Annotated in this window: 14 protein-coding genes and 1 tRNA gene; 3 read left to right on the top strand and 12 right to left on the bottom strand. The window is 60.4% G+C overall.

The window, feature by feature from the left end; translation table 11 throughout:
• Positions 1-71: 71 nt before the first annotated feature.
• The 3 genes from RB216_RS00845 to gabD form a co-directional block, all read right to left on the bottom strand.
• Positions 72-1,280 (bottom strand): HDOD domain-containing protein, encoded by a 1,209-nt coding sequence (locus RB216_RS00845; protein WP_028615251.1) that lies wholly within the window; start codon positions 1,278-1,280, stop codon positions 72-74.
• Between the two features lie 139 nt (positions 1,281-1,419).
• Positions 1,420-2,697, bottom strand: coding sequence for a 4-aminobutyrate--2-oxoglutarate transaminase (gene gabT, locus RB216_RS00840; protein WP_028615250.1), 1,278 nt, complete (start codon positions 2,695-2,697; stop codon positions 1,420-1,422).
• 182 nt (positions 2,698-2,879) lie between these two features.
• A complete protein-coding gene (gene gabD, locus RB216_RS00835) occupies positions 2,880-4,322 on the bottom strand; it encodes an NADP-dependent succinate-semialdehyde dehydrogenase (RefSeq protein WP_308908196.1) in 1,443 nt (480 codons plus the stop codon).
• Positions 4,323-4,693: 371 nt separating this feature from the next.
• Between gabD and RB216_RS00830 the strand changes: the two genes are divergently transcribed.
• Positions 4,694-4,770: transfer RNA gene (locus RB216_RS00830), tRNA-Arg, on the top strand.
• Between the two features lie 56 nt (positions 4,771-4,826).
• Here RB216_RS00830 and RB216_RS00825 read toward each other — a convergent pair.
• The 7 genes from RB216_RS00825 to RB216_RS00795 form a co-directional block, all read right to left on the bottom strand.
• Positions 4,827-5,420: a hypothetical protein gene (locus RB216_RS00825; protein ID WP_122685630.1), complete on the bottom strand. Its 594-nt coding sequence runs from the start codon at positions 5,418-5,420 to the stop codon at positions 4,827-4,829.
• On the bottom strand, positions 5,417-5,989 hold the full coding sequence (locus RB216_RS00820) for an RNA polymerase sigma factor (protein ID WP_236317898.1): 573 nt from the start codon (positions 5,987-5,989) through the stop codon (positions 5,417-5,419). The genes RB216_RS00825 and RB216_RS00820 overlap by 4 nt, the downstream gene beginning before the upstream one ends.
• Positions 5,990-6,141: 152 nt before the next feature.
• Positions 6,142-7,782 (bottom strand): vWA domain-containing protein, encoded by a 1,641-nt coding sequence (locus tag RB216_RS00815; protein WP_308908195.1) that lies wholly within the window; start codon positions 7,780-7,782, stop codon positions 6,142-6,144.
• Between the two features lie 112 nt (positions 7,783-7,894).
• Positions 7,895-8,545, bottom strand: coding sequence for a DUF799 domain-containing protein (locus tag RB216_RS00810; protein ID WP_028615242.1), 651 nt, complete (start codon positions 8,543-8,545; stop codon positions 7,895-7,897).
• Complete coding sequence (locus tag RB216_RS00805) at positions 8,542-8,904, bottom strand: DUF4810 domain-containing protein (protein WP_028615241.1); 363 nt, start codon at positions 8,902-8,904, stop codon at positions 8,542-8,544. The genes RB216_RS00810 and RB216_RS00805 overlap by 4 nt, the downstream gene beginning before the upstream one ends.
• A 29-nt stretch (positions 8,905-8,933) precedes the next feature.
• Positions 8,934-9,614, bottom strand: a complete 681-nt coding sequence (locus RB216_RS00800) for a CsgG/HfaB family protein (RefSeq protein WP_010214228.1) — start codon at positions 9,612-9,614, stop codon at positions 8,934-8,936.
• Positions 9,615-9,654: 40 nt separating this feature from the next.
• A complete protein-coding gene (locus tag RB216_RS00795) occupies positions 9,655-10,236 on the bottom strand; it encodes a hypothetical protein (RefSeq protein ID WP_068937707.1) in 582 nt (193 codons plus the stop codon).
• Between the two features lie 172 nt (positions 10,237-10,408).
• Between RB216_RS00795 and RB216_RS00790 the strand changes: the two genes are divergently transcribed.
• Together RB216_RS00790 and RB216_RS00785 are read left to right on the top strand one after the other, a co-directional pair.
• Positions 10,409-11,020 carry a hypothetical protein gene (locus RB216_RS00790; RefSeq protein WP_028615239.1) on the top strand — a complete coding sequence of 204 codons (612 nt, stop codon included), beginning with the start codon at positions 10,409-10,411 and terminating at the stop codon, positions 11,018-11,020.
• A gap of 15 nt (positions 11,021-11,035) precedes the next feature.
• Positions 11,036-11,623 (top strand): hypothetical protein, encoded by a 588-nt coding sequence (locus RB216_RS00785; RefSeq protein WP_068937705.1) that lies wholly within the window; start codon positions 11,036-11,038, stop codon positions 11,621-11,623.
• Between the two features lie 63 nt (positions 11,624-11,686).
• On the opposite strand, the gene RB216_RS00780 is transcribed toward RB216_RS00785, so the two are convergent.
• Both RB216_RS00780 and RB216_RS00775 read right to left on the bottom strand, forming a co-directional pair.
• The gene (locus RB216_RS00780) at positions 11,687-14,275 is read right to left on the bottom strand and encodes an autotransporter family protein (protein WP_308908194.1); all 2,589 of its coding nucleotides are present in this window, start codon (positions 14,273-14,275) and stop codon (positions 11,687-11,689) included.
• A gap of 1,286 nt (positions 14,276-15,561) precedes the next feature.
• On the bottom strand, positions 15,562-22,830 hold the full coding sequence (locus RB216_RS00775) for a two-partner secretion domain-containing protein (RefSeq protein WP_308908193.1): 7,269 nt from the start codon (positions 22,828-22,830) through the stop codon (positions 15,562-15,564).
• Between the last annotated feature and the right edge of the window lie 22 nt (positions 22,831-22,852).

Here is a 22,852-nt window from a genome sequence, read left to right as displayed (position 1 = left end):
AGCGATGGCGGTGTGTCAGCCTCCACTGCTATCGCTGGCAAGCCAGCTCCTACAGGGGTTCGGTGTGGACTTCAGGCCTTGCGGATCCGCGTCAGTTCCGCCAAGCCGACCTTGAGCAATCGCGCAGTCTTGCCCCTGGCCAGCGCTTCCAAACCTTCATGCTCAGTCAAACGCGCCATCTGCGCCGCCAGGTTCACCACCAATGCATCCCTGGCATACACACCGCCCTCCAACGAGTAAATCGCCGCGATCAACTGGCGCAGTTCCAGCGGCAAACGCCAACGCGCGCGCAGTGCCGAACCATAGGCTGCGCCGAAGGTGTAGAGCGACTCACCAATCGCTTCCTCATCCAATGCACCACCGCCCTGGCGCCAATCTTCCAGGCAGCGCAACAGCGCCAGGTCACCGAGCCGATGGAGGATACCAGCGCTGTAGCAGCGTTCGTGGTCCAACTCCAGCATGCGTGCCAGCCGCCGAGCGTAGTCGGCGGTGTCCTGGGACAATTGCCAATGGCGCTCCGCATAGGCCACCAAGGCCGGGTCGCCCAACACCACGTTGTGCTTGAGCGCCAGGCCAAGAATAAGGTTCATGCTTTGCCCCGGCACCAGCTTTTGCAACGCAGCAGGCAAGGTTTGCACGGGGGTACCGTGATGGCCGGCGCTGTTGGCGGCGGCGATCAGCACGGCGGTGATTTGCGGGTCCATGCGCACCTGGTCTTCCAGGCGCTTGAGGTCCAAGCCATCGGGGCCGAGACTGTGTTGCACGGCGGCTTTCACATCGACTCGCAAGGGTGCGCCATCGGACGCTTCGCGGCGGCGCTCAAGGAACACCGGCAAGGTCATGCCCGGTGCCAGCGGCGGAATCTCGCAGTACACCGTTTCGCCTTCATTGAGCAGCAGGTCTTGCAGGCGCTGGGTCAGGCCTTCCATGTTCAGGGGTTTGGTCAGGTACGCCGTGGGCGCCAGTGGCAAGGCTTCGCGCACGCTGGCGCTGTCATTGCGACTGCTCAGCAGAATGAACGGCAGACCGGGCGAGCGACGCTTCTGGCGTACAGTGCGCAACAGGCTCAAGCCGTCGACACCCGGCAGCTCCCAATCGGCCAGGATCAGATCGTAGGCTTTCTCTCGCAGCAACGTCGCCGCCTGTTGCCCATCGGCACACACATCCAGCCGCGCGTCGCAGCGCACATTCAACAGCACTTGCTTGAGCAAATCCCGCGACCAAGGGTCCGCCTCGGCAATCAACACACGGGGTACAGCGGGTAAATCAACAGCAGTCATCCAGCACGCTCCATCGGCAATGCTGCAACCTTAGACAATGCAGACGCCTGCGTACAATGAACACGGCCTGAATGTGCGGCAATGGGCATAAAAAAACCCGCCGAAGCGGGTTTTTTCTGTCGATCAGGTCAGCATCCGCTTACAGCTCGGAGAAGCACTCTTCGATGATCGCCAGGCCTTTGTCCAACTGCTCGTCCGGCGAGGTCAGCGGGACCAGTACGCGCAACACGTTGCCGTAGGTGCCGCAGCTCAACAGGATCAGGCCCTTGTCACGTGCCTTGGCTACCACGGCGGCAACCGCAGCGGCGTTTGGCTTGTGGCTGTCGCCACCTTCGAACAGCTCGACCGCGATCATTGCGCCCAAAGCGCGCACTTCGCCGATCACCGGGTACTTGGCCTGGATAGCTTTCAGACCGGTCACCAGACGCTCGCCGACAGCCTTGCAGCGGTCCAGCAGGTGCTCTTCTTCGAACACTTCCATCACGGCCAGGGCCGCGGCGCAAGCGATCGGGCTACCGGCGTAGGTGCCGCCCAGGCCGCCTGGCGCGATGGCGTCCATGTACTCGGCCTTGCCGCACACACCAGCCAGCGGGAAGCCGCCGGCGATGGACTTGGCGAAGGTGGTCAGATCGGCGGCAACGCCCATCTGCTCCATGGCGAAGAAAGTACCAGTACGGCCGGCACCGGTTTGCACTTCGTCAGCGATCAGCAGGATGCCGTGCTTGTCGCACAGTTCACGCAGGCGCTTCATGAAGGATTTAGGCGCGACGTAGAACCCACCTTCGCCCTGCACCGGCTCGATGATGATGGCAGCGATATCACGCGGCTCGGCATCGTTCTTGAAGATGCGTTCGATGCTGGCGATGGCGTCGTCGTCGCTCACGCCGTGCAGTTCGTTCGGGAACAGCGCGCGGAACACGCCGCCTGGCATCAGGCCCATGCCGGCCGAATAAGGCACGACTTTACCCGTGAGACCCAGGGTCATCATGGTGCGGCCGTGGTAGGCGCCGGTGAAGGCAATCACACCGGCACGGCCCGTGGCGGCGCGGGCGATTTTCACGGCGTTTTCGACGGCTTCGGAACCGGTGGTGACCAGCAGGGTTTTCTTGGCGAAATCACCTGGGACCTTGGCGTTGATTTTTTCGCACAGTTCCACGTAAGGCTCGTAGGCCAGTACCTGGAAACAGGTGTGCGTCAGCTTGTTCAGTTGCTCGGTCACGGCCGCGATGATTTTCGGGTGCACGTGGCCGGTGTTCAGCACGGCGATACCGCCGGCGAAGTCGATGAACTCGCGACCTTCAACGTCGGTCACGGTGGCGTTCTTCGCGGATTCGGCGAAGATCGGGTGAATCTGGCCAACACCGCGCGGGACAGCGGCTTCGCGGCGTTTCATCAGGGATGCGTTGGTCTTGCTCATAAAGTCCTCATTCGCCACTCATCGGGTGGCGTGGTCCAAGGAATACGTGGCGGGGAGGCAACTGCGGCAGCATGCGATGATCGACTGCCACAGCTTTCCCGGCCACTACGAATTACGGGGTGAAACACGCAAAGGGTCAGCGCTCTCGTGCCCTCTGCGTTTGCTGCGATCTCTTGCTGAGCTTAGATGCCCAGGCAGAGGTATTTGATTTCCAGGTAATCCTCGATCCCGTACTTGGAGCCTTCACGGCCCAGGCCCGAGGCCTTGATGCCGCCAAACGGCGCCACTTCGTTGGAGATCAACCCAGTGTTGACGCCGACCATGCCGTATTCCAGGGCTTCGGCCACACGGAACACACGGCCCAGGTCGCGGGCATAGAAGTAGGAGGCCAGGCCGAACTCGGTGTCGTTGGACATCGCGATCACTTCGGCTTCGTCTTTGAAGCGGAACAGCGGCGCCAATGGGCCGAAGGTTTCTTCTTTCGCCACCGCAGCGTCTTTTGGCACGTCGACCAGAATAGTCGGCTCGAAGAAATTGCCTTCCATCACCTTGCCACCGGCCAACAGCTTGGCGCCTTTGCTCAGCGCATCGGCAATGTGCTCCTGGACCTTGGCGACGGCTTTTTCGTCGATCAGCGGACCGGTGGTGGTGCACTCTTCCAGACCGTTGCCGATCTTGAGCTTGGCCACGGCCACTTTGAGTTTTTCCGCGAACGCGTCGTACACCGAATCCTGGATGTACAAGCGGTTGGCACAGACGCAGGTCTGGCCGTTGTTGCGGTACTTGGAGATGATCGCGCCTTCGACGGCCTTATCCAAGTCGGCGTCGTCGAACACAATGAACGGCGCGTTGCCGCCCAGCTCCAGGGAGACTTTCTTGATGTCCTTGGCGCATTCGGCCATCAGCTGACGACCGATTTCGGTCGAGCCGGTGAAGGACAATTTGCGCACAATCGGGTTGCTGGTCAGCTCGCCGCCGATGTCGCCAGCGCTGCCGGTCACAACGCTCAGCACGCCTTTCGGGATACCGGCACGGTGCGCCAGCTCAACCAGGGCCAGGGCCGAGAACGGCGTTTGCGAAGCCGGCTTGATCACCATGGTGCAACCCGCGGCCAGGGCCGGGCCGGCTTTACGGGTGATCATCGCGGCCGGGAAGTTCCACGGGGTAATCGCAGCGGTCACGCCGATCGGCTGCTTGATCACGATCAGGCGCTTGTCAGGCTGGTGCCCAGGAATCACGTCGCCGTAGATGCGCTTGGCTTCTTCAGCGAACCACTCGATAAAGGAGGCGGCGTAGACAATTTCGCCCTTGGCTTCGGCCAGCGGCTTGCCTTGTTCGAGGGTCATCAGGCGACCGAGGTCGTCCTGGTTTTCGATCAACAGTTCGAACCAGCGGCGCAGCTTGTTGGCGCGCTCCTTGGCGGTCAGTGCACGCCAGGCCGGCAGCGCCTTGTCGGCGGCTTCGATGGCGCGGCGGGTTTCAGCGGCGCCCATCTTTGGCACGGTGCCAAGAATCTCGCCCGTGGCAGGGTTGTTGACCTTGATGGTCTGACCGTTGTCCGCATCGACCCAAGCGCCATCGATAAAGGCTTGCTGGCGGAACAACTGGGCATCTTTAAGCTGCATGTCGGCTTTCCTTAACAGCACCGCGCGCACGCGGAGCGAATTAGAGTTGTTGAAAGGCGCCTTGTGGGCTGCCGTCAGGGAAATCAGCCCCAGCGCACAAGAGAAGTGGAAGCGCGCGCGGGAGACAGAGCGTTTGAAATCTCAAACGAATCCTAGGATCAATGGGGGTGCAGGGCAATAGTCTGTTCGAAAAAAAGAACGAAAACGGCGCATTTGCCGAAACTTTCTGATCAGCGTGTTTCAGCCAGGTTCCAGCACATCGATCACCGGCACCCGGCGCAGGGCCTCTGCGGGGCCAATTCCTACGTATAAACGCCCAAAGACCAGCATGGACGCCCAAGGTCGACATGGGTATGATGTCGCCCGCACAAGCATCCGTAGCTCAGCTGGATAGAGTACTGCCCTCCGAAGGCAGGGGTCGTGGGTTCGAATCCCGCCGGGTGCACCAGATATGATGAGAAAGCCCCAGGTCGAAAGGCCTGGGGCTTTTTTGTGGACGACGATTCAGTGTTTCTGCAACGCCTCCAACCGCGCCGGCAAGTCCTCCTCAGGAAAGCGCTGATGCAAGGCCAACAATTTCTCATCCGCCGCTCTGGTCTCCCCAACCTCACGCAGGTTGAGGATCTCCTGCAACCCCTCCTCCAACGAAGGCAACACCACTGGCGCGCGCTTGCTGAGCTTGGCGCTCGACTCATCCGCCATCGAACCCAAGACTTGCGCACTTTCGGCCTTAGGCGCGATGGCCAGTCGGGCCACGGGCGCCGGTGCGGACATCGGTGGTGCAGCGGCAGGGGCAGCTTGCTCATGCAGCGCAGAGAAGGTCGCGGTGGAGATTTCAGGTTGCGGTACAGGTGAGCGCATTACCACGCCGATCATGAGCGCCAAGCCTGCAACCGTGGCGAACGCCATTTGCCAGCGTGGCCGTTGGCAGGCGTGCAGCCAGCGTTGCCACAGGTTCGGTTGCGGTGCTGGGGCTTCGCGGCGGGCGGCGTTGAGGATGAAGGCGTCGAGGGACGCGGGCGGCTCGCCGGTGCTGTGTTGACGCATGTGCTGGAGCAGCACGTCGTCGGGGTCCGGGGTGTGTCGGGAGTCGGTCATGCGGGTATCTCCTCGGCCAGCAGGCGGCGCAGTTTCTGCTGGGCGTAACGCAGGCGGCTTTTGACGGTTTCCAGCGGGGTGCCGGTGAGAGCGGCGATTTGCGGGACTTCGAGGTCGCCATGCAGGCGCAGCAGGAAGACTTCGCGCTGGTCTTCGGGCAAGTCTTGCAGCGCAGCATCGAGCCGCGCCTGGTCACGGCTTAGGCTCAGTTTCTGCTCGGGGCCGGCGCTGTCGTCGGCCTGGGCGTGCAGTTGCTCGTCGTAGCTGTCGTGCAGCGGGTTGTGGATGCCGTGCTTGCGCCAGTAATCGATCAGGCGGTTGCGGGCGATCTGGAACAACCATGTACGAAAACTCGCCCGGCCTTGTGGCTGGGTGGCACTGCGGATCAGGCTGAGCCAGGTCTCCTGGTAGATTTCCTCGGCCAGTTCGGCCTTGTTGCTCAAGGACACGAGGAATCGGTACAAGCCCTGGCGGTGCCGGGCGTACAGGGCTTCGAACGCGGCGCTGTCGCCGGTTCGGTAGCGGGCCAGCAGCGCTTCGTCGCTGGGTGAATCATCGGGTACGGCCATGTAGGTGGCGAACTCCTTTCGATGGATCAATGCAGATTTCCTGTGGGAGCCGGGCTTGCCCGCGATGCAGACGCTTCGGTGTTTCAGTCACACCGCATTGATGCTATCGCAGGCAAGCCAGCTCCCACATTGGTTCGACGCTGCAGGCAAATTCAGTGTTTGAGGCTTTGAGCCAGCTCCACCAGTTGCACGAACTCGTTACGCAAGCCGAACGGGTCATTGCCTCGGGCTGAGCGGGCCAGTGCGGCAGTGTCCTGCAGGCTCATGCTGCCAGTGTAGCGGCCATCGCCCTTGAGCTGTTGGGCGAAGGCGGCCACGGCTGCCGCGAAGCGCAGGTCATCGCTGGCTTTGGTGGACTCATTACTGATGGGCCGCTCGATCAGCTGGCTTTCACCACCCGCCGCAGGCTTGTAGCGCACACGCAGCATCGCTAGCTCAGTGGATTTATCCTCGGCGGTCGACGCAGCAGCGTAGCGCAAGGGCTCCAGCCAACCCTTCTGGCCCTTCGGCACAATTTCGTACAACGCCGTGACCGTATGCCCTGCGCCAATTTCACCCGCGTCAACCTTGTCGTTATTGAAATCCTCACGCTTCAGGGCGCGGTTTTCATGGCCCAGCAGGCGATATTCGCTGACCCGCGCAGGGTTGAATTCCACCTGCAGTTTCACGTCCCGAGCCACAATCGCCAGGGTCGAACTGAGTTGGTCCACCAGTACCTTGCGCGCTTCGCGAAGGTTGTCGATGTAGGCGTAGTTACCGTCGCCCGCATCGGCCAGCTGTTCCATCAGGTGTTCGTTGTAGTTATCCACACCAAAACCCAGGGTGGTGAGGGACACGCCGCTTTTACGCTGTTCAGCCGCCATCTGCTTGAGGCTGTCGAAGTCACTGATACCCACGTTGAAGTCACCGTCGGTCGCCAGCAGGATGCGATTGATGCCCTTGTCGATAAACCCTTCGCGGGCCATCTGGTAGGCCAGTTCGATGCCGGATGCGCCCGCCGTTGAGCCGCCGGCAGTGAGTTGGTCGATGGCGTTGCGGATCTTCACCTTGTCCCGTCCGGAGGTGGGCTTGAGTACCACACGGGATTCCCCGGCGTAGACCACCAATGAAACGCGGTCCTGTTCACGCAGCTGGTCCACCAGCAATTTCAGCGTACTTTTCACCAGTGGCAAGCCTTCGCGGCGATCCATGGAACCGGACACATCCACCAGGAACACAAGGTTGGCCGGCGCCAACTGCGCCACGGCGCGGTCGGAGGCCTTGATGCCGATGCGCAGCAGTTGAGTGCGCGGGTTCCACGGTGTAGCGGCGACTTCGGTGGTCACGCCAAAGGGCGAGCCGTCGGTGGGCAGCGCGTAGTGGTAGGGGAAATAGTTGACCATTTCCTCCAGTCGTACAGCGCCGTCGGGCGGCAGGCTGCCTTGGTTGAGGAAACGTCTTACGTTGGCGTAACTGCCGGTGTCGACGTCGACACTGAAGGTAGACACCGGCGTTTCAGCCACGCGATGCACCGGGTTGTCCGGCAGGTTTTCGTAGTGTTCGCGAGGTTCGCTGCGGTAATCCATCGCCGCGGACTCCTGCATCACCATTCTGGCGCTCATGGGTGCGGGCATGGGCATGCGTTTAGCTAACGCGCCTTGCACGGGGATGCTTTGCAACTCGGAAACAGGCGCCGCTTCGTCACGCTTGGCCACATCATGGGAAGAGGACAGCCCACAACCGGTCAGCGTCACGAGCAAGGTAACGGCAAAGCCCTGGGCAGCAGGACGCAGGAAGAGCAGAGGACGGGACATGGGCTGAACCTCGTGAATGAATGATCCGTTCACAAGGTCAGACGCAAGGTGCTGGCTGTTCGGGTTAAACCGTTCGGCGGGACAGAAACACCTGCCCCGCCGAACCGCTCAATCAGTCAGTACCGTATTTCGGGTTACGCGGACCGTACAGGATCCCCGCACGCTGCCCCGGCGACAGCAGGCGCGCACTGGTGATACCGGCAATCGGGTGCGCCGCGTCGGTGGAGCTGTTGATCACTTGCTTGACCGCCGCCGTGATCAGCATGCCGACGATGCCGCCGCCGTTGTTGTTGCCTTCCTCGCTGGACGCATGCGCCGAACCGGTCCACAGGGTGGTGCCGGTGCGCAGGTCGACCAGTTTGGCCGAGGCCGTCACGGAGGTATCGCTGGAGATCAGCATGTACTTGGTGCCGTAATCAGTCACGGTGATGTACAACGCTGAATCCGCGCCAAAGATGTCATGCAGCTTGGCCGGGGGCACGGCCTGGATATCGTTGGCAGTGGTCAGGCCATTCTGGCGGAAGGTTTCATCCACCAGGGCAATCGGCAACACGTAGTAACCAGCTTCGGCCAACGGGTAGGTCACTTGCGAGACCATGCTGTAGGAAGCCTGCACTTCCGGCGACTCATTGAGCGGCGGCAGTACCAGGATCGACTTGGGCCGCGCCTGCTTGTACGCCGTGTAGTCGATGGTCTTGGGGGCCGCGCAACCGCCGAGCAAGGCCAGGGCCAGCAAGGCGCCGGTGAGTTTCAACAGGCTCATTTAGTGGCGACTCCGGTCTTGGCGTTTTTCAGCAGGAAATCCATGTACGCAGCGGACTCAGGGAACAGTGCCTTCTCGGTGCGGAATTCCTGCACCATCTGGTCGTCCTTGCCCATGCTCAGGTACAGCATGCCCAAGTGGGCGTGGTAACCCGGCGGGGCCTTGCGGCCACTGGCGTTGATCTTCTGCAGATCCCGCTCCAGCGCTTCGACCTGCGCTTCCTTGGGCTCGCCCTTGAAGTACTCGTAGACCTGCGGCTGGTAGCTTTCCCACTGATACAGGGGTTGGGGCGCCGTCTGGCACCCCGCGACCGTCGCCACTGCTGTCAGCACCAGCGCCAACTTGACTGCCTTGCTCATCCTTGTACTGCTCCTTGAGGTGCTGATGATCAGTTGCGTGGGTTCCAGGCGCCGGCGTTGATGCCGTCGACAAGGCGGTTGATAGCTTCACGCATGGCCAGGTCGAGGACCTTGCCATTGAGAGTGGAGTCGTAGCTGGCGGTGCCGCCGAAGCCGATCACTTCACGGTTGGACAGCGCGTACTCACCGGCGCCCTGGGTGGAATACACCACTTCGGAGGTGCTGATGTTGACGATATTCAACGCGACTTTGGCGTAAGCCACTTGGGTCTTGCCACGGCCAAGGATGCCAAACAGCTGGCGGTCGCCGGTTTCTTTGCGGCCGAACTCGGTCACGTCGCCCGTCACCACGTAGTCAGCGCCCTTGAGCTTCTGCACGGTGCCTTTGATCGCGGCTTCCTGGGAGATCTCGCCCATGTTGTCGCGGTCGAGCACGCTGAAGCGGTTGGTCTGCTGCAGGTGGGTGATCAGGATGGTCTTGGCCTGGCCGCCGAGGCGGTCAACGCCGTCGGAGAAGATGCCGCGCATGTAGCTGGAGCGGTTGTCGAACTTGCCCACGGCAATCGGTACACGCACGCCCGAATAGGCGACGTTGGCGCTGGCGACTTGTTCCACCGGCATGGCGCGGTTGCTCTCCGTGGCGCAACCGGCCACGGTCAGCAGCGCTGCGGCGGTGAGGCCGGACAGCAGGATTTTTGACAGTGTTTTCACAGGGTGCTCCTAAGTGGAAAAACGGGTGCGGCAGCTAAGGCTAGCGGGACGGAATGTCGCGAAGGTCGTCAACGATGAATCGGCTCAATAAACCGGTGTAGAAGGTCTCGACGCTGGAATTGCCAGAGTTGGTCAGCACACCGGCCATCGTTTTCATGTTCTGCCAGTCGCCCTTGTACCCACCTGGCATCAACCCTTGGCGAACCTGAGAGAAATGCAGCACCTCGGCGCCGGCTTTCTTGACCTTGACCTGGTAGTTGAAGTCGACACTGGCGAGGATGGTCTTGTCATCGACGATGGCCGTCATGAAACCGCCTTGGGTGTCTTGTATGCGCCGGGTATAGATGACGTTCACATCCAGCAGGTAATCGGCCTTGTCCTTGCTGCTGGCGTAGCGCTTGGCCTTGAGCAGGCGGTCGACCAGATCGACACCCAGTTGCTGGCGCACTTTGTCATCAGGCAGGAAGCGTTCGTTCTTTCCCACCACCTCAACATCGAAGGTGTCGAGCCAGTAAGTAGCCGTCTTGGGAATGGTCACCGGCGCCGGAGAGATGTAGTAGTCCGGCTTGGAGGCACAGCCCGCCATGAGGCAGGCCGCGAGAAACACGGCAAGCATGCGCATGTCTGAATTCGTCCCTGAAAAGTATCGTGCTTTAAACAATCGCGGCATTTTACGGGGTTGAGAGCGGTTCTCAAGGTGTTTCGACAGGTTTCGTACAGTGACGAATACGCCTCAAGTTATCCGCCGCCCAGTCGAGACACTGACTTGGCCTGCTCACTTATAGGGATATTGCGTGTTTAAAGTACTGCTTCGGGCTGCGGCCCTGCTGACGGCATTGTCGATGACCGGCTGTGTTTCCTACACCGTCACCGGCCCTATCGGCGCCCCACTCCACCCAGCATCCGTCAGCAGCGCGCGCAGTGCCCAAGTCGCCGATGTGACGGTGAATGCCAGCGACGTCAACGAGGCCAACAAAACGGCCATCAGCCGCTCCCTGACGGCCCAGATCAATCAGTACGTACGCTCGGCGGGCTATTTCAAGCAGGTGACCGAGTATCCGGTACGCCTGGGCGAACACGACGTCACCCTCAAATTCAATATGACTTCCCTCAAGGGGCATCGCGCCCCGCACCCGGCCTATGTACCCGGCGCGCTGCTGACGCTGACCATTTGGATCTGGGTCAACGGACCGATCTACGTCGACAGCTTTGACGTCGCCGGCGACCTGGTCATCGTCGATCGCGATGGTAAGGAACTGGCCTCGGCGAAGGAGTCGATCAAGTTCGAACACAACGTCGGGTTGTACAGCGGCCAGTACTGGGCGCCGTCGATGGGCGGCCAGCAACTGACCAAACTGGTCACGCAACTGCTCGACACCGCTACCGCCAACCTGGCGAAACCTTAGTTTCAGGAGCAACACATGAAAGGATTGATCAAACACTGCCTGGTACTCGCGGCCGTCTTGCTGACCGGCTGTGTGTCCTACTCACAACACGAACTGCCAGCGGTCCAGACCTGGCCTCCGACGGCTAACGCGCCGGCGCAAAAACCGACGGTGTATGTGCGCACCACGGCGCAAAACCACGTCAACGGCGGCCCAGGCAATGCGGCGGTCGGGGCCCCGGTCGTACTGTGGGAAAAGGCGGTGTCCGACACTTTCCAACAGTCCAATCGCTTTTCGCGGGTCAGCACCGACAAGGTCGACTCGGACCTCTATGTGGATGCCACGCTGCACAACAATGAAGAGTACAGCCCGGTGTCGGCGTTCATCACCGGCTTCACGTTCTGCATCATCCCCACCACCGCAAAGAACATCTTTACCCTTGAAACGGTGTTCAAGGACAAGGACGGCAAGGAATTGGGCCGGGTCAAAAAGAGTGAGTCGGTGCGCACCTGGGTGCACCTGGTGTTGATCGTGGGCCTGCCGTTCCAGACCGACACGCGGGAAGTGGTCGAAGCGTTGACGCGCAGTACGCTGGATGAGGCGGTTCAGCGTAAGTTGTTCTGATGAAACCGGTGGCGACGGAGCGGGCTCCCTCGCCACCGGTACAGCGTAATGCCTTAACCGAGCTTAAAACGCATACCGCGCCTTGAGCATCACACCATCGGCATCAAACCCACTGCGCGCCTGACGGGTGTAGCTGGCGCCTACGGTGAAGTCTGAAACCTGGTAGTTCACACCCACACTGGCCTCGTAGCTATCACGTGCCACTGACGCGCCGGTCACAGTGAATGCCGAACCACCGAGCATATAGCTGGAGGTTTGCGCCACGCGATCGCCCATCAAGTCGTGATACGCCATCAACGTAGCTTCCGGCTGCAGGCTGCCTGCGCCCATCGGCAGGTTGCCGGCCAGACGCACACCGGCGCCCAGTTCGCCCACTTCATAACGCTGCGAACGTGTGCTCAGGGCGGCAGACGACCCTTTCTCGTCGTAGCCATCCATGCGTACGTTGGCGTAACGCGCAGCCACACGAGGCTCGATCACGACCGTCTCGGACGGCTTGAAGCTGTAGCCGCCGATCACACTGGCCGACAACACATTGCTGTCGTAGCTGCCCTTGGCCGTGGTGCCAGCAATGTGGCGCTTGCTGTCGTTGTCGTTATGACCGTAGCTGAGGCTGCCGTCGACAAACCAGTTCTGCAGCGCCCAGTTGCCGTACAGCGACAGCGCGTGGCCCTCGACATCGGTTTTGTTGCCAAGGTCGGAATGGATGTTGGAATTAAGGTAGCTGTACGCCACACCCAACGTGGTGGTGTCGTTCACACGACTGTCCACACCCACTGCCATGCCGCTGCTGTTGGCCGAGTAGCCGTTGTCACCACCACGGCCGTCCTGGTCCATGTTGCTGCTCAGGCCCTGCACCCACACGCCACCGGCCTGGCGGCTTTCGCGTTGGTCAGTGAGGCGATTGAAGATCGCGCCGTTGATGACGGTTTGCCCGGACAACGCCACATCCAGGGCGCCACGGTTGACGTCAGGCTTGAGCTGGTCACCGATCTGCGCCAGTTGCTGCGCCGTACCGGCGTTGGCCAGGGCCTGGAACACCTGATCGTTTTGGCCGAGTCGGCTCAATACGTCGTTCTTGAAGGTGTTGACCGCCGTGGCCGAAGCCGCGCTCGCGCCTACGCCAGCCAGTTCCTGCTGCACTTGCTGGTTGTCTTTGACCGCCACCACAGCCTTGACCGTTTGTGCGTCGGCCGAATAGCTGAGCACGTCCAGCAGCGACGAAGAACTGGCCACGGACAGCCCGCCATCTTGCACGCTGGTGGCTTGCAGCAGGGTGTATTGGGTGCCGCTGTTGGTGCTGGCGAAATCACCTGGGTTGGCGCTTACCGTCAGCTTCGAGGCTTGGGCAAAGTTGGCTGCGCCGTTGACGGTCAAGTACGGCGTGGTCGGCACTACGCTGTCGGAAAGGTGCATATCAATGCCGGCGCCGCTGGCTACGTTGAGGTTGCCGGTAATGGCAGTGCCTGGCGCCGAGAGGTTCAGGGAACCTGAGTTGATCGACACCGGCGCGATGATGCGGCTGCCTGTGAAACCCGCCTGGCCGTCGATGTTCACCGCGTTCAGGTTCAGCACGTCACCGATGATGTTGCCACCCGTCCAATTCAGCGTCGCAAGGTTGGCTGCATCAATCGCGGTGCCGGAATTACTGCGGATTTCACCGGCCTGCTGGTTGATTTCAAAGGTCGAAACCTGATCGGCCGGGTTGACGCTGATGGCGGTGCCATCCGCACGGATGATCCCGCGGTTGACGATACCGCGTGAGCCCGCCGCGCTGTTTTGCGCGAAGTCGGCCCCGGAGAATTCGAAAGCCCCAGCATCGGTGCCCAGGCCTTCGATGGTGCCGGTATTGAGGATGTAATCGAAGGTGCCCTGGTACACCAACATGCCACGCGCCCCCAAACCATTGGCCGAGATCAAGCCACTGTTTTCGATTCGCAGCGGGCTGGTATCGGTTTCAACTTCGATGCCCCAGGCGCCTTCGCCTGTCGCCTTGATGGTGCCGGAGTTGAGGATCTTGCCGCCGATGGTGGTCGGGGTGTTGTTGTCACGGTCCAGTATGATGCCGATCGCGCCTTCACCCGCCATGTCGATCAGGCCAGTGTTGGAAACATCCCCGGCGATGGTGGTGCCATGCAGGTAAATACCCTCGCCCCCACCGATGAAGGAGGGAAACGGTGCCGGTGTCGAAGGCGGCGTCGAACGGATGGTGCCGGAGTTGATCACACTGCCGCCAATGACCGTCTTGCCGATCTCCATGCCTTCGTCGCCGCCATTGTTCATCGAAATGATACCGGCCTGCTCTACGTTACCCGTGATAGAACCAGGGCTCAGGTTCTGAGGACCGGTCCAGTACATCGGGTCCAGCGCAATGCCACGGATGGTACGGCCATCGGCATTCAGCGTAATGTCCGCGCGGTTGATCAACGAGCCCTGGATGTGGGTATTGGCGACCCCCAGCCCTGCAGCGGCCGTGCTGTTCTGATCGACCACCTGGGTGGTCTGCCCGGTGAGCACCAACGACTCGTTGTAGGTTTCGCTGATGAACATCGTTTTGCCCGCTCCAAGGTCGACATCCACCGCCAGCACCTGGGTGCTGATTGCGCCGACCATGACTGCCAACAGGCTTTTCTGGAACTGCTTGCGCTTCATTTCTAACTCCATGAACTACAGATCAAAGCCGCCAATAGGCCCGGCGGCCGTAGAGGTACTAAGCGAAGGATCAAAGGATCCGAGTACATACCCTTGTCGCGTGTGCCGGATGCGCAGGTGCAACCCTTCGCACCGCGAAAGGCAGTGACGAGGCAGGGAATAGGGGGAAAAGGCTCACATTAATCCTTAATGCTGTTGAAAACGTTGCAGTCCATGCAGCCCAACCAGATGTGGTTGGGCGGGGTAAAGACATTGGGATCTACGAAAAGGTTCGGGGTTGTATCGGCAAGATGCGTAGTTGAGCACAGAAATCAAGATCTACCCGCGTCGCCATCACATCACACCCGTGGTCCGACTTTTTTCTAAAACAGGTAGCAACTGGAGGTACGGGGCACGCGCGAGCAAAGACTGTAAACAGGCGACTCAACGGTCGTTCCATCGTCGCTGGAGACCCAGCGCACAGCCGGCCAGGAACACCAGAACAACGATTACCCCATTCAGTCGTTTACCCCTCCCCACTGTCAGACTTACTTCTCTTACGATCTTTCAACCATGACTGCACCAAAATGCCTGCGCCAACAGGAAGTGCGTAAGCGAAAACACCCGGAAAGAGATCAACAATATCAGCCCAACCAAACCGCCATACATCACTCTTTGAATAATTAATCAGCGCCCCCAAAAATTTTGCAATCACCCCCCATCAACAGAAATAACAAAAACACATAAATCAATAACAATATAAATGCCTGCACCCTTGATCTCGGCTTGATCACTTCTTCTCTCCAGCAGTGATTATAACGCCGTTAATAACTTCAGAACCGTAGGCACCCAGACTGCTTCCAAGAACTTCTGACGAGCCACCTATATAGCGAAAATGGGGACGGATTTATTTAGGCTTGGCGCTGATCGGCAAGTAATTACTAAATACATCTGTATTCTTTCTCTGCGCTGAAGACAGCAGTTAAAAGACATAACATCCTTTTACGTTAGACGTTTCGTATCTCCATGACTTTATTAGCCGATCCGCAGCGACAAAAACCGAATATCGACAATCTCTGATCCAAGTTATGTAATACCGTTTGCCTCCGCTTTCATCAACAACCTTATCAAACGTCTTGTTCTTATTTACAGGCGACCAATATGAGTCGCCACAGCCTCGCGTGCAGTCCTTGTAAAGATGGGAATCAAAATGAGTACCTACCCACAGATTCATTCCATTTTCCCAATTGGAATGGGAAGGTGCGCACCCCCCCAAGGCCGACAATAATACTATTAAAAGCCATTTATTAATTTTCACGCTTTTTCTCCGATTCAATTGCTGGGCGGTACTTATCGTACAGGGCTCCATAATTCACAATCAGAGCAGGCGGCATGCTGCCCAAATTTTCAAAAAGCGACATATCAGCTTTTTTGTAGGCTTCTAAATTAATCATCCAGCCATCGTGCAATGTAGCAAACCCATTAAACCCTGGAACTTGATTTAACATATTACTGATTGGAGTACCGTGACAAACAGAATAAAAGCTATCACAGTCTGTTGTACGGTTAAGACCAATATTTTTCCCTTCCCTTATCACGCCTCCCTCATCAACTTGTGGAACATAGCCGCCGTCAAGCGGTTCATATTTTGCCCCTCCTTCTCTGTCCACTCCTGGTCTTACATCCGGCCCACGGCCAGCAGAGTATTCATACACTTCGGTCAGCGCCCCCGTGCCCGCGATGGTCAGCCAGGACTTTTTATCTTTGCCACTCAACACGCCTTTCAGTGCGGTGTTCGCGGTATAAGCCTTGACCCGCTCGGCATAACTCACCGTCTTGTAGTTACCGTCCGATGTTAATTCACGCCCCCAACTGTTGGTGAAGGCCGCACCAAAGCCGGCAATCGCCGCGCCCGTCGCGTAGCCTTTCAGGGCATCTGAGCTGGTCACATCGTCAAACACCTTTCCAAGATTGCCCTTGTTATTGATCGTGCTTGCAGCCGCCGTGCCTGCCATTGAAGAAAGTGCCGTTGTGATCATCACGTTCCCCCAGCCTGCCGCCGCCACACCGGTCGCGGTACCCGCTGTCACCATCGCAGAACTGCCCGCCGCCGCCATTGCCGTACCCGACCCGGCACTGGCCCCGGCCGCAGCACCCAGTGGGCCGCTTGCAGCGCCCGCTGTCAGCGCAGTCACGACAATAATGATGGCCAGCATCGCGCCCTGGCCCAGACTCGAATGGCTGTACTTGAAGGAGTCATGCACCTCTTGAACCTGGCGCCAGTCGACATCGCCGCGTTTCTCGGCCTCCTTCAACCACGCCAACTGCGGGTCCGCCTTGACCATCACATCAATGGTCTGGGCAACCGTTTTCTGGTCGAGATGGTTGATATCAATCTTCAAGCCATCGACGGCTTGGATCGCGAACTTGCCCTGTGCAACGACTTGAGTCTGGCGAAGGGTTTCATCGGTGTTGCCGCGCCCTGCTGAACTCGTCCAGGCCAAATCACTTTTGCTCTTGGTGTGGCTTTCCTGATGCAGGTCTTTTACCGCCTCGAACGTCACCGACCCACCGCTGAGGATGTTGACGTCCTTACCGCCGGTCAATTTGGCGCCCTGGTAGAGCTGGTCACTGCCACTGATCAAGCCGATATCGCCACCGGCATTGATTTCACTGCCAACGTGCGTCACGTGGGTCACTTCATCGCGGCGGGTTTGTTTACTCCCCCAGCCGCTGTTTTTCTTCATGTCATAAAGGGTGTAGGCGCTATTTTGCCCTGCCAGCAGGCCCAAGCGCCGATCGCTGTACAGGTACGCCTCATTGCCGGCGCTGATCTTGCTGGCAACCAGCGTCGTGTCACGCCCGGCCTGGCTGGTAAAATCTCTGCCCGCCGTCAACACACTCGCGACTTGCGTGGTTTGCTCGTCCGAAGTCTTGATGCGTTTCTTGCCGTCCTTTTCCCTGCCCTCGACGTTGTGCGTCTCACCGACGGAGACAACGTTGAAATCGCGAACAGCCTGCACGTTCAAATCATTGCCAGCGGTGGCGGTGCTGCCGACGATATTGACGTCCTGCCCGGCCTTCATGTTCAGGTTGCCCCCCGCCGTGACGGTGGCGGCAAGGTTTTTGACGTCGGTGATGATGGTGGATTTGTGGCCGCCGTCGCTGAACTCGTGTTTCACGCTGGTATCGCTGGCGGCAATGAGGCTGAGGTCGCGGCCGGCGACGAGGTTGGCGTCGTTGCCGGCGACCAGGGCGCCGCGGTTGGTGAGATCGCGGTGGGCGTCCATGGCCAGGTTTTCGCGGGCGACGATGGTGCCGGCGCTGGTGTCCGTGAGGGTGCGCATGCCGGCGCCGTCACGCACCTGGATGGCGGTGGTGTCGTTGGTGATGTCGCCTTTGAGCGTGGCGAGGCTGACTTGCTTGCCGCGAATTTCGCCGGCCATGGCGTTGCGGATACTGTCGTCGGCCAGCAGGCTCAGGTTGTTGCCGGCTTCGACCAGGCCGCCGGTGTAGATGCTGCCGCCAGTGCTGGCTGCAGAGAGGTTGTTGCTGGCGCGCAGGGTGCCGACGTTGACCAGGTCGCCACCGGTGACGAGGTTGAGGTCGCGCCCCTGGATCAGGCTGTTGCCGCGTACATTGCGCGATTCGGCCTGGGCCAGGTACAGCACTGGGACGAGGACTGTCTGGCCGTCGACCACGCGGTTTTCCATCCACACAATGTCGTGGGTCAGGGCGCCGACCTGCTGGCTGGTAAGCGTCACACCGAGGCTCAGACGCAGGGCGTCTTTGCTCGCGAGGGCGTTGTCCATCAAGTAGCGGAATTGGTCGGCGTCGCTGTACAGCCCGCCAGCGAGGAAGCGCTGGCCGGTCTGGGCGAGCACCGCGTCGCGGATCAGGCGGGTTTCGTATTGGCCGTCACCGAGGCGACGCCAGGCGTTGTCGGCGCTGAAGCCAAGCTTGCCGAGCATGTAGTCGGAGCTGAAGAAGCCCGTTAACGAGGTGAACTCGGGGTTGGTTTCGATCAAGTAATGGCTGGTGGGGTCGGCGTTTTTAACGAACAAACCGTATTCGCCCTTGGGCAGCTGGAAGTTGGGCGCAGTGGTGGGGTCGACCGGTGCGAACGGTGTGCCCGTGTAGTCCACGGGTACGAATCCACCGCCGGGCGCGACACCGGCCACTGGCAGCACGCTGCCGGGCGCCTGGGCGCTGGCGTCGTTGGCGTGCTTGCTCAGGTTGATGTTGATGCCACCGACAGGGATGCCAGTCTGGTCATCGCCCAGGGTGCCGGTGAGTTGCGCCAGGGTGTTTTCGTGCAGTGTGCCATTTTGCAGGGTACGGGCGACGTTGAGGTTGACGGTGCCGCCGGCTTGCAGGGTGGCGCCATAGCCCGGGCCGGCATTGTCGGTCCAGGTGGTGACGTTGCTCACCTCAGCGAAACGCGCATCCGAAGACCGCGCCTTGAGTGCTTCGAAACGCGCCAGGTCAAAGTTGCCCGCAGCGACAGCGGCGTTGAACGCCGGAATTTCGACGTACTCCGTCTGGTCCCAATAGCCAAGGTCGATCCTGCGCGGCGTACCGATGACGATGGTGTTTTGACCCGTGCGCGTACCCGCGCCCTGGTTGAGCAGGTCATTGGCGACGATGCCCAGGTTGCCATTAGCGGCCAGCAGGCTGTAGCGGTTTTGCACCATGTCTGCCTGGATCAGCAGATCCTTGCCCGCCACAAGACGAGCGGGTGCCGAATCCTTGATCGCTGATTCGAGGTAGGTCTGGTAGATGTTGATTTGGCCGCGCTTGAACGAATCATGCCCGTCGCAATGCTGGCCACATAGCCACTCCACACGCCCACCCTGCAGGGTTTGCCCAAGTTCGAATTCGGCCTTGGCGTTTTCCACAAACGCCGCATTGATGCTGATATTGCCGGCACTTTCTACGGTGCCGGACAGGTTGCTGAAGCCGGCAGCAGGTCCGCCATTAATGGCGGCAAAGCTGAGGTTGCCCTGGCTATAAACGTCACCGTAGGTATTGCCGAAGCTGTTGCCACGCAAGATCATTTCGCCGCCACTGAACAACAGTGAATCGGCAGCATTGGTGATCCCATTCGACGCCAGCAGGTTCACCGTACCCTGAGCGCCCAGGGTTCCGCGGTTATTGATCTGCGCCGCCGCAATATCCAGTTGCTGACGTGCGGTCAGGAAGCCAAGGTTATCCAGCGTACCGCCCAGGTTCAGTTGAGTATGGCTGCCCGCCAGGCGCCCGCCGTTCTGGCTGAGGTTATTCGCCGTCACGCTGAGATTTTTCAACGCCGACACACGACCACTGTTGGTGATGTCGCCGGCAGTGGTGATGCTCAAATCACCATCGCTGAGCAGTTCGCCGCCGTTGTCGAGGCTGGCGACGTCGAGGATCAAACCCTTGCCGCTGGCCATGCGGTCGCCAGCCTTGAGAGTCAGGCCCTGGGCGCTTTTGTAGGTAAGGACTTCGTTGAGTTGTACCCGACCGAGGCTTTCGACTTTACCGAATGCCCAGTCAGCGGTGCCCATGCCCTGGATGTTGCCTTGGCTGCCAGTGAGTCCGGCCGTGTTGATATGGAACAGGCCACTGCCGGCGTGCTGCAACATGCCGCCCTGGTTATTGAGGTTCGCGGCGTCGAGGCTGAAAGCCTGGCTGGCGAACTCCAACGTACCGTTCTGGTTGTTAACCTGGCCGCTGAAGTCGAGGCTGCTGTTGGTACCACCCAATGCGCGCACCTGGCCGCCGGCGCTGTTGTCGAGGTTACCACCGACGAGGGTCAGGCCTTGGTTGGCTTCGATCAGCCCCCCCTGGTTGGTGAGGGTGTCGCGTGAGGTCAGGTTGAGCAGGTTGCCGCTGATCTGACCGCTGGCGCTGTTGTCGAGGGTCGCACCACTGACGGTGACTTGTTCTTTGCCGAACAATTTGCCGCCACGGTTGGTCAGGGCTTCGACTGTCAGTTGCAGGTCGCCCAGCAAGCTCGCCATCAGGCCACCGCTGCCGTTGTCGGCCTTGCTGGCGGTGACAGTCAAGGTATCGCCTTGCACGGTGCCGCCCTGGTTATCCAGGCTTGCGGTGTTCAGTTCGGTGTGCGCCCCGCCGCTGAGGATCAGGCCTTTACGGTTGGTCACACTTTGGCCGCTGTAGCCCAGGCCCAGGTTGCCGGCCAGCAGTTGGCCGTTGTCGTTGTTCAAATGCTGGGCTGCGATGTCCAGGCGCTTGCCGCGCAGGGTGCCGCTGTCGTTGTTGAGCGTGGTGAGGGCCTTGACCAGAATACTGCGCTCGCCGGCGTCGATCACGCCGTCGACGTTGGTCAGCAGGTCGCTGACATTGAAGGTGATGTCACCGCCATCGCTGACCAACGCGCCTTTACTGCTGTTGTTAAGGCTTTGCGCGGTCACCTCGACCGTTTTACCGAGCAGGGTGCCGGCGCTGTTGTCGAGGCGCTCGCCTTGCAGGTGCAAGAGGCCTTCGCTTTGAATGCGACCTTGGGCGTTGAGCAACTGGCCCGGGCCTTTGAGCAGCACGCTCACGCCTTCGGTGCCACCGGCCAGCAGGCCGGCGTTGCGGTTATCCAGGCCGGAGGCGCGCACGTCCAGCTTGTCGCCCAGTACGCGGCCGGCGCGGTTGTCGATGTCCCCTGCCTTGACGTCAAGCAGCAGTTGCTTACCGACGATCACGCCGCTCTGGTTGTCCAGGTTCGCGGCGTGCAACTCGACATCGCCCTGCCCGGCTTGCAAGCGGCCCTGGGCGTTGTTGAGCTGTTGCGCAGCGGTCAGCGTCAACTTGCCAGTGTTGGCGCTCAGTACGCCGCCTGCGTTGCTGCTGAGGTTGCCGGTCTTGACGGTGAGGTCGGTGTTGGCCTGGGCAAAACCCTGGTTGTTATTGAAGCTGTTGGAGGCGGTGAGGTTGAGCGCGCCACCGTCGGCCTGGATCAGGCCCTTAAGGCTGTTGTCGAGATCGATGGCATTGACTGTGGCGGTCTTGGCCACCAGCACGCCATTCTGGTTGTTCAGCTTGCCGGCGTTGACCGTCAGCTCGTTGGCGATGACTTGGCCGCCGCTGTTGTTCAGGTCCGCACTGCTCAGTACCAAGCTGCCACCGGCCATTTCGATACGGCCCTGGCGGTTGTCCAGGGACGCGCTGTCGAGCGTGGCTGCCTGGCCATCACCGAAGCGGATCAGGCCGCCGAGGTTGACGATGGCCGGGGAGTTGATCGCCAGGTTTTGTTCGCCGAACAGGCGCGCGTTGGCACCCTGGTTGGTCAGTTTGGCGCTGCTGACGCTGACGCTCTTGGCTTGGATGATTGCACCCTGGTTGGTCAGCGCTTGCGCGGCGGTGATCGCCAGGGCGCGACTGGCCAGCAAGTTGCCAGTGGTGTTGACGGTTTGCGCATTGATCACCAGGTCGCCGGTGGTGTTTCGACTGTTGTCAGGCGCGACACCCGCTTCGATGATGCCTGGGTTGGTGACCGTGGCCGCGTTGATCTCGATACGTTGGCCGGCAGCCACACTCTTCTGGTTGACCAGGGCTTGGGCGCTGGTCACCTGCACAGTGCCGGTGGCGTACACCTTGTCGGTGAGGTCGACGTTCTTCGCGGCGACCTTGACGTTACCGGTGGCCTGCGTTTGCGCCATGCTCAGGCGCCCATTGGCATCGATCTGGATATCGCCGCCGCTGGCCGCGAGCGTGCCGTCAAGCTTCACCCCCACACCGGCTTCGGTGCCCACCAGCTTGATCGCACCGGCATACATGCCGCCCAAGGCCGAGGAATCAATCGCCAGCTCTGGCTTGGTGCTGCCGTCATCGGCGCGCGGAGTCGCGTTCAGTGTTCGTGCGTCCACGTCATTGCGACCGGCGATCACGGTCAGTTCGCGTGCGTTGATCTGCGCATTGATCTTGGCCGAGCGGGTGATGATTTCGAAGCGATCGACGTTGCTCGCGTTCAAGCCCTGCCCATCGATGGTCACGGCGCCGCCATCCACCTGGTAGCGCTGCAACTGGCCGTTCGCGTCAAGCACCGGCTTACCGGTGGTCAGGGTGACATTTGGCGTGTTGATGAAACCACAACCGCTGCAGGTGATGCCGTGGGGGTTGGCCACGATGACCTTGGCCGATTGCCCCGCCACTTCGGTAAAGCCGCGCAACTGGCTGGGGTTGCCGCCGTTGACTTCGTTAAGGATGACGCTGGCTGCACCGCCCTTGAGGTTGGGGTTGCCGACGATATAGCCGCCCAACTGGGTATTGGTCACGGCACCCGTGGCATTGTTGAGAATCACCCCGTTGGGGCCGACGTTGTAGTCCTTGAACTGGTTGTGGGACAGCCCACTGCCGTTAGGCGTTGCGATGTTCACCACCGGCACGCCATTGCCCGCCGCGCCAACGGTGGTCCCCGGCGCACTGACTACGATCCCCTCAGCCTGGGCCAGCAGCGGCTGCCAGAACAGCGCGTTGGCCAGGACCAGCACCAGCCCGCGCTTGGGCAGGCCGAAGAACGAGTTGCGCGGGATCAATGCAGCGGAAGGTTGGCGGGCCAGGAAGGCAAGTTGGCGAACATCCATTTTCAGATTCTCGTTGCTGCGG

It is taken from the genome of Pseudomonas canadensis, from assembly GCF_030980095.1.
Lineage (GTDB): Bacteria > Pseudomonadota > Gammaproteobacteria > Pseudomonadales > Pseudomonadaceae > Aquipseudomonas > Aquipseudomonas canadensis.
This window is presented reverse-complemented; position numbering and strand designations above follow the sequence as displayed.

Bases quoted from the DNA above. Each gene is read 5' to 3' on its own strand.
- RB216_RS00815 (WP_308908195.1), bottom strand. From the start codon at position 7,782: ATGTCCCGTCCTCTGCTCTTCCTGCGTCCTGCTGCCCAGGGCTTTGCC.
- RB216_RS00825 (WP_122685630.1), bottom strand. From the start codon at position 5,420: ATGACCGACTCCCGACACACCCCGGACCCCGACGACGTGCTGCTCCAG.
- RB216_RS00810 (WP_028615242.1), bottom strand. From the start codon at position 8,545: ATGAGCCTGTTGAAACTCACCGGCGCCTTGCTGGCCCTGGCCTTGCTC.
- RB216_RS00820 (WP_236317898.1), bottom strand. From the start codon at position 5,989: ATGGCCGTACCCGATGATTCACCCAGCGACGAAGCGCTGCTGGCCCGC.
- RB216_RS00795 (WP_068937707.1), bottom strand. From the start codon at position 10,236: ATGCGCATGCTTGCCGTGTTTCTCGCGGCCTGCCTCATGGCGGGCTGT.
- RB216_RS00785 (WP_068937705.1), top strand. From the start codon at position 11,036: ATGAAAGGATTGATCAAACACTGCCTGGTACTCGCGGCCGTCTTGCTG.
- RB216_RS00805 (WP_028615241.1), bottom strand. From the start codon at position 8,904: ATGAGCAAGGCAGTCAAGTTGGCGCTGGTGCTGACAGCAGTGGCGACG.
- gabD (WP_308908196.1), bottom strand. From the start codon at position 4,322: ATGCAGCTTAAAGATGCCCAGTTGTTCCGCCAGCAAGCCTTTATCGAT.
- RB216_RS00845 (WP_028615251.1), bottom strand. From the start codon at position 1,280: ATGACTGCTGTTGATTTACCCGCTGTACCCCGTGTGTTGATTGCCGAG.
- RB216_RS00775 (WP_308908193.1), bottom strand. From the start codon at position 22,830: ATGGATGTTCGCCAACTTGCCTTCCTGGCCCGCCAACCTTCCGCTGCA.
- gabT (WP_028615250.1), bottom strand. From the start codon at position 2,697: ATGAGCAAGACCAACGCATCCCTGATGAAACGCCGCGAAGCCGCTGTC.
- RB216_RS00780 (WP_308908194.1), bottom strand. From the start codon at position 14,275: ATGAAGCGCAAGCAGTTCCAGAAAAGCCTGTTGGCAGTCATGGTCGGC.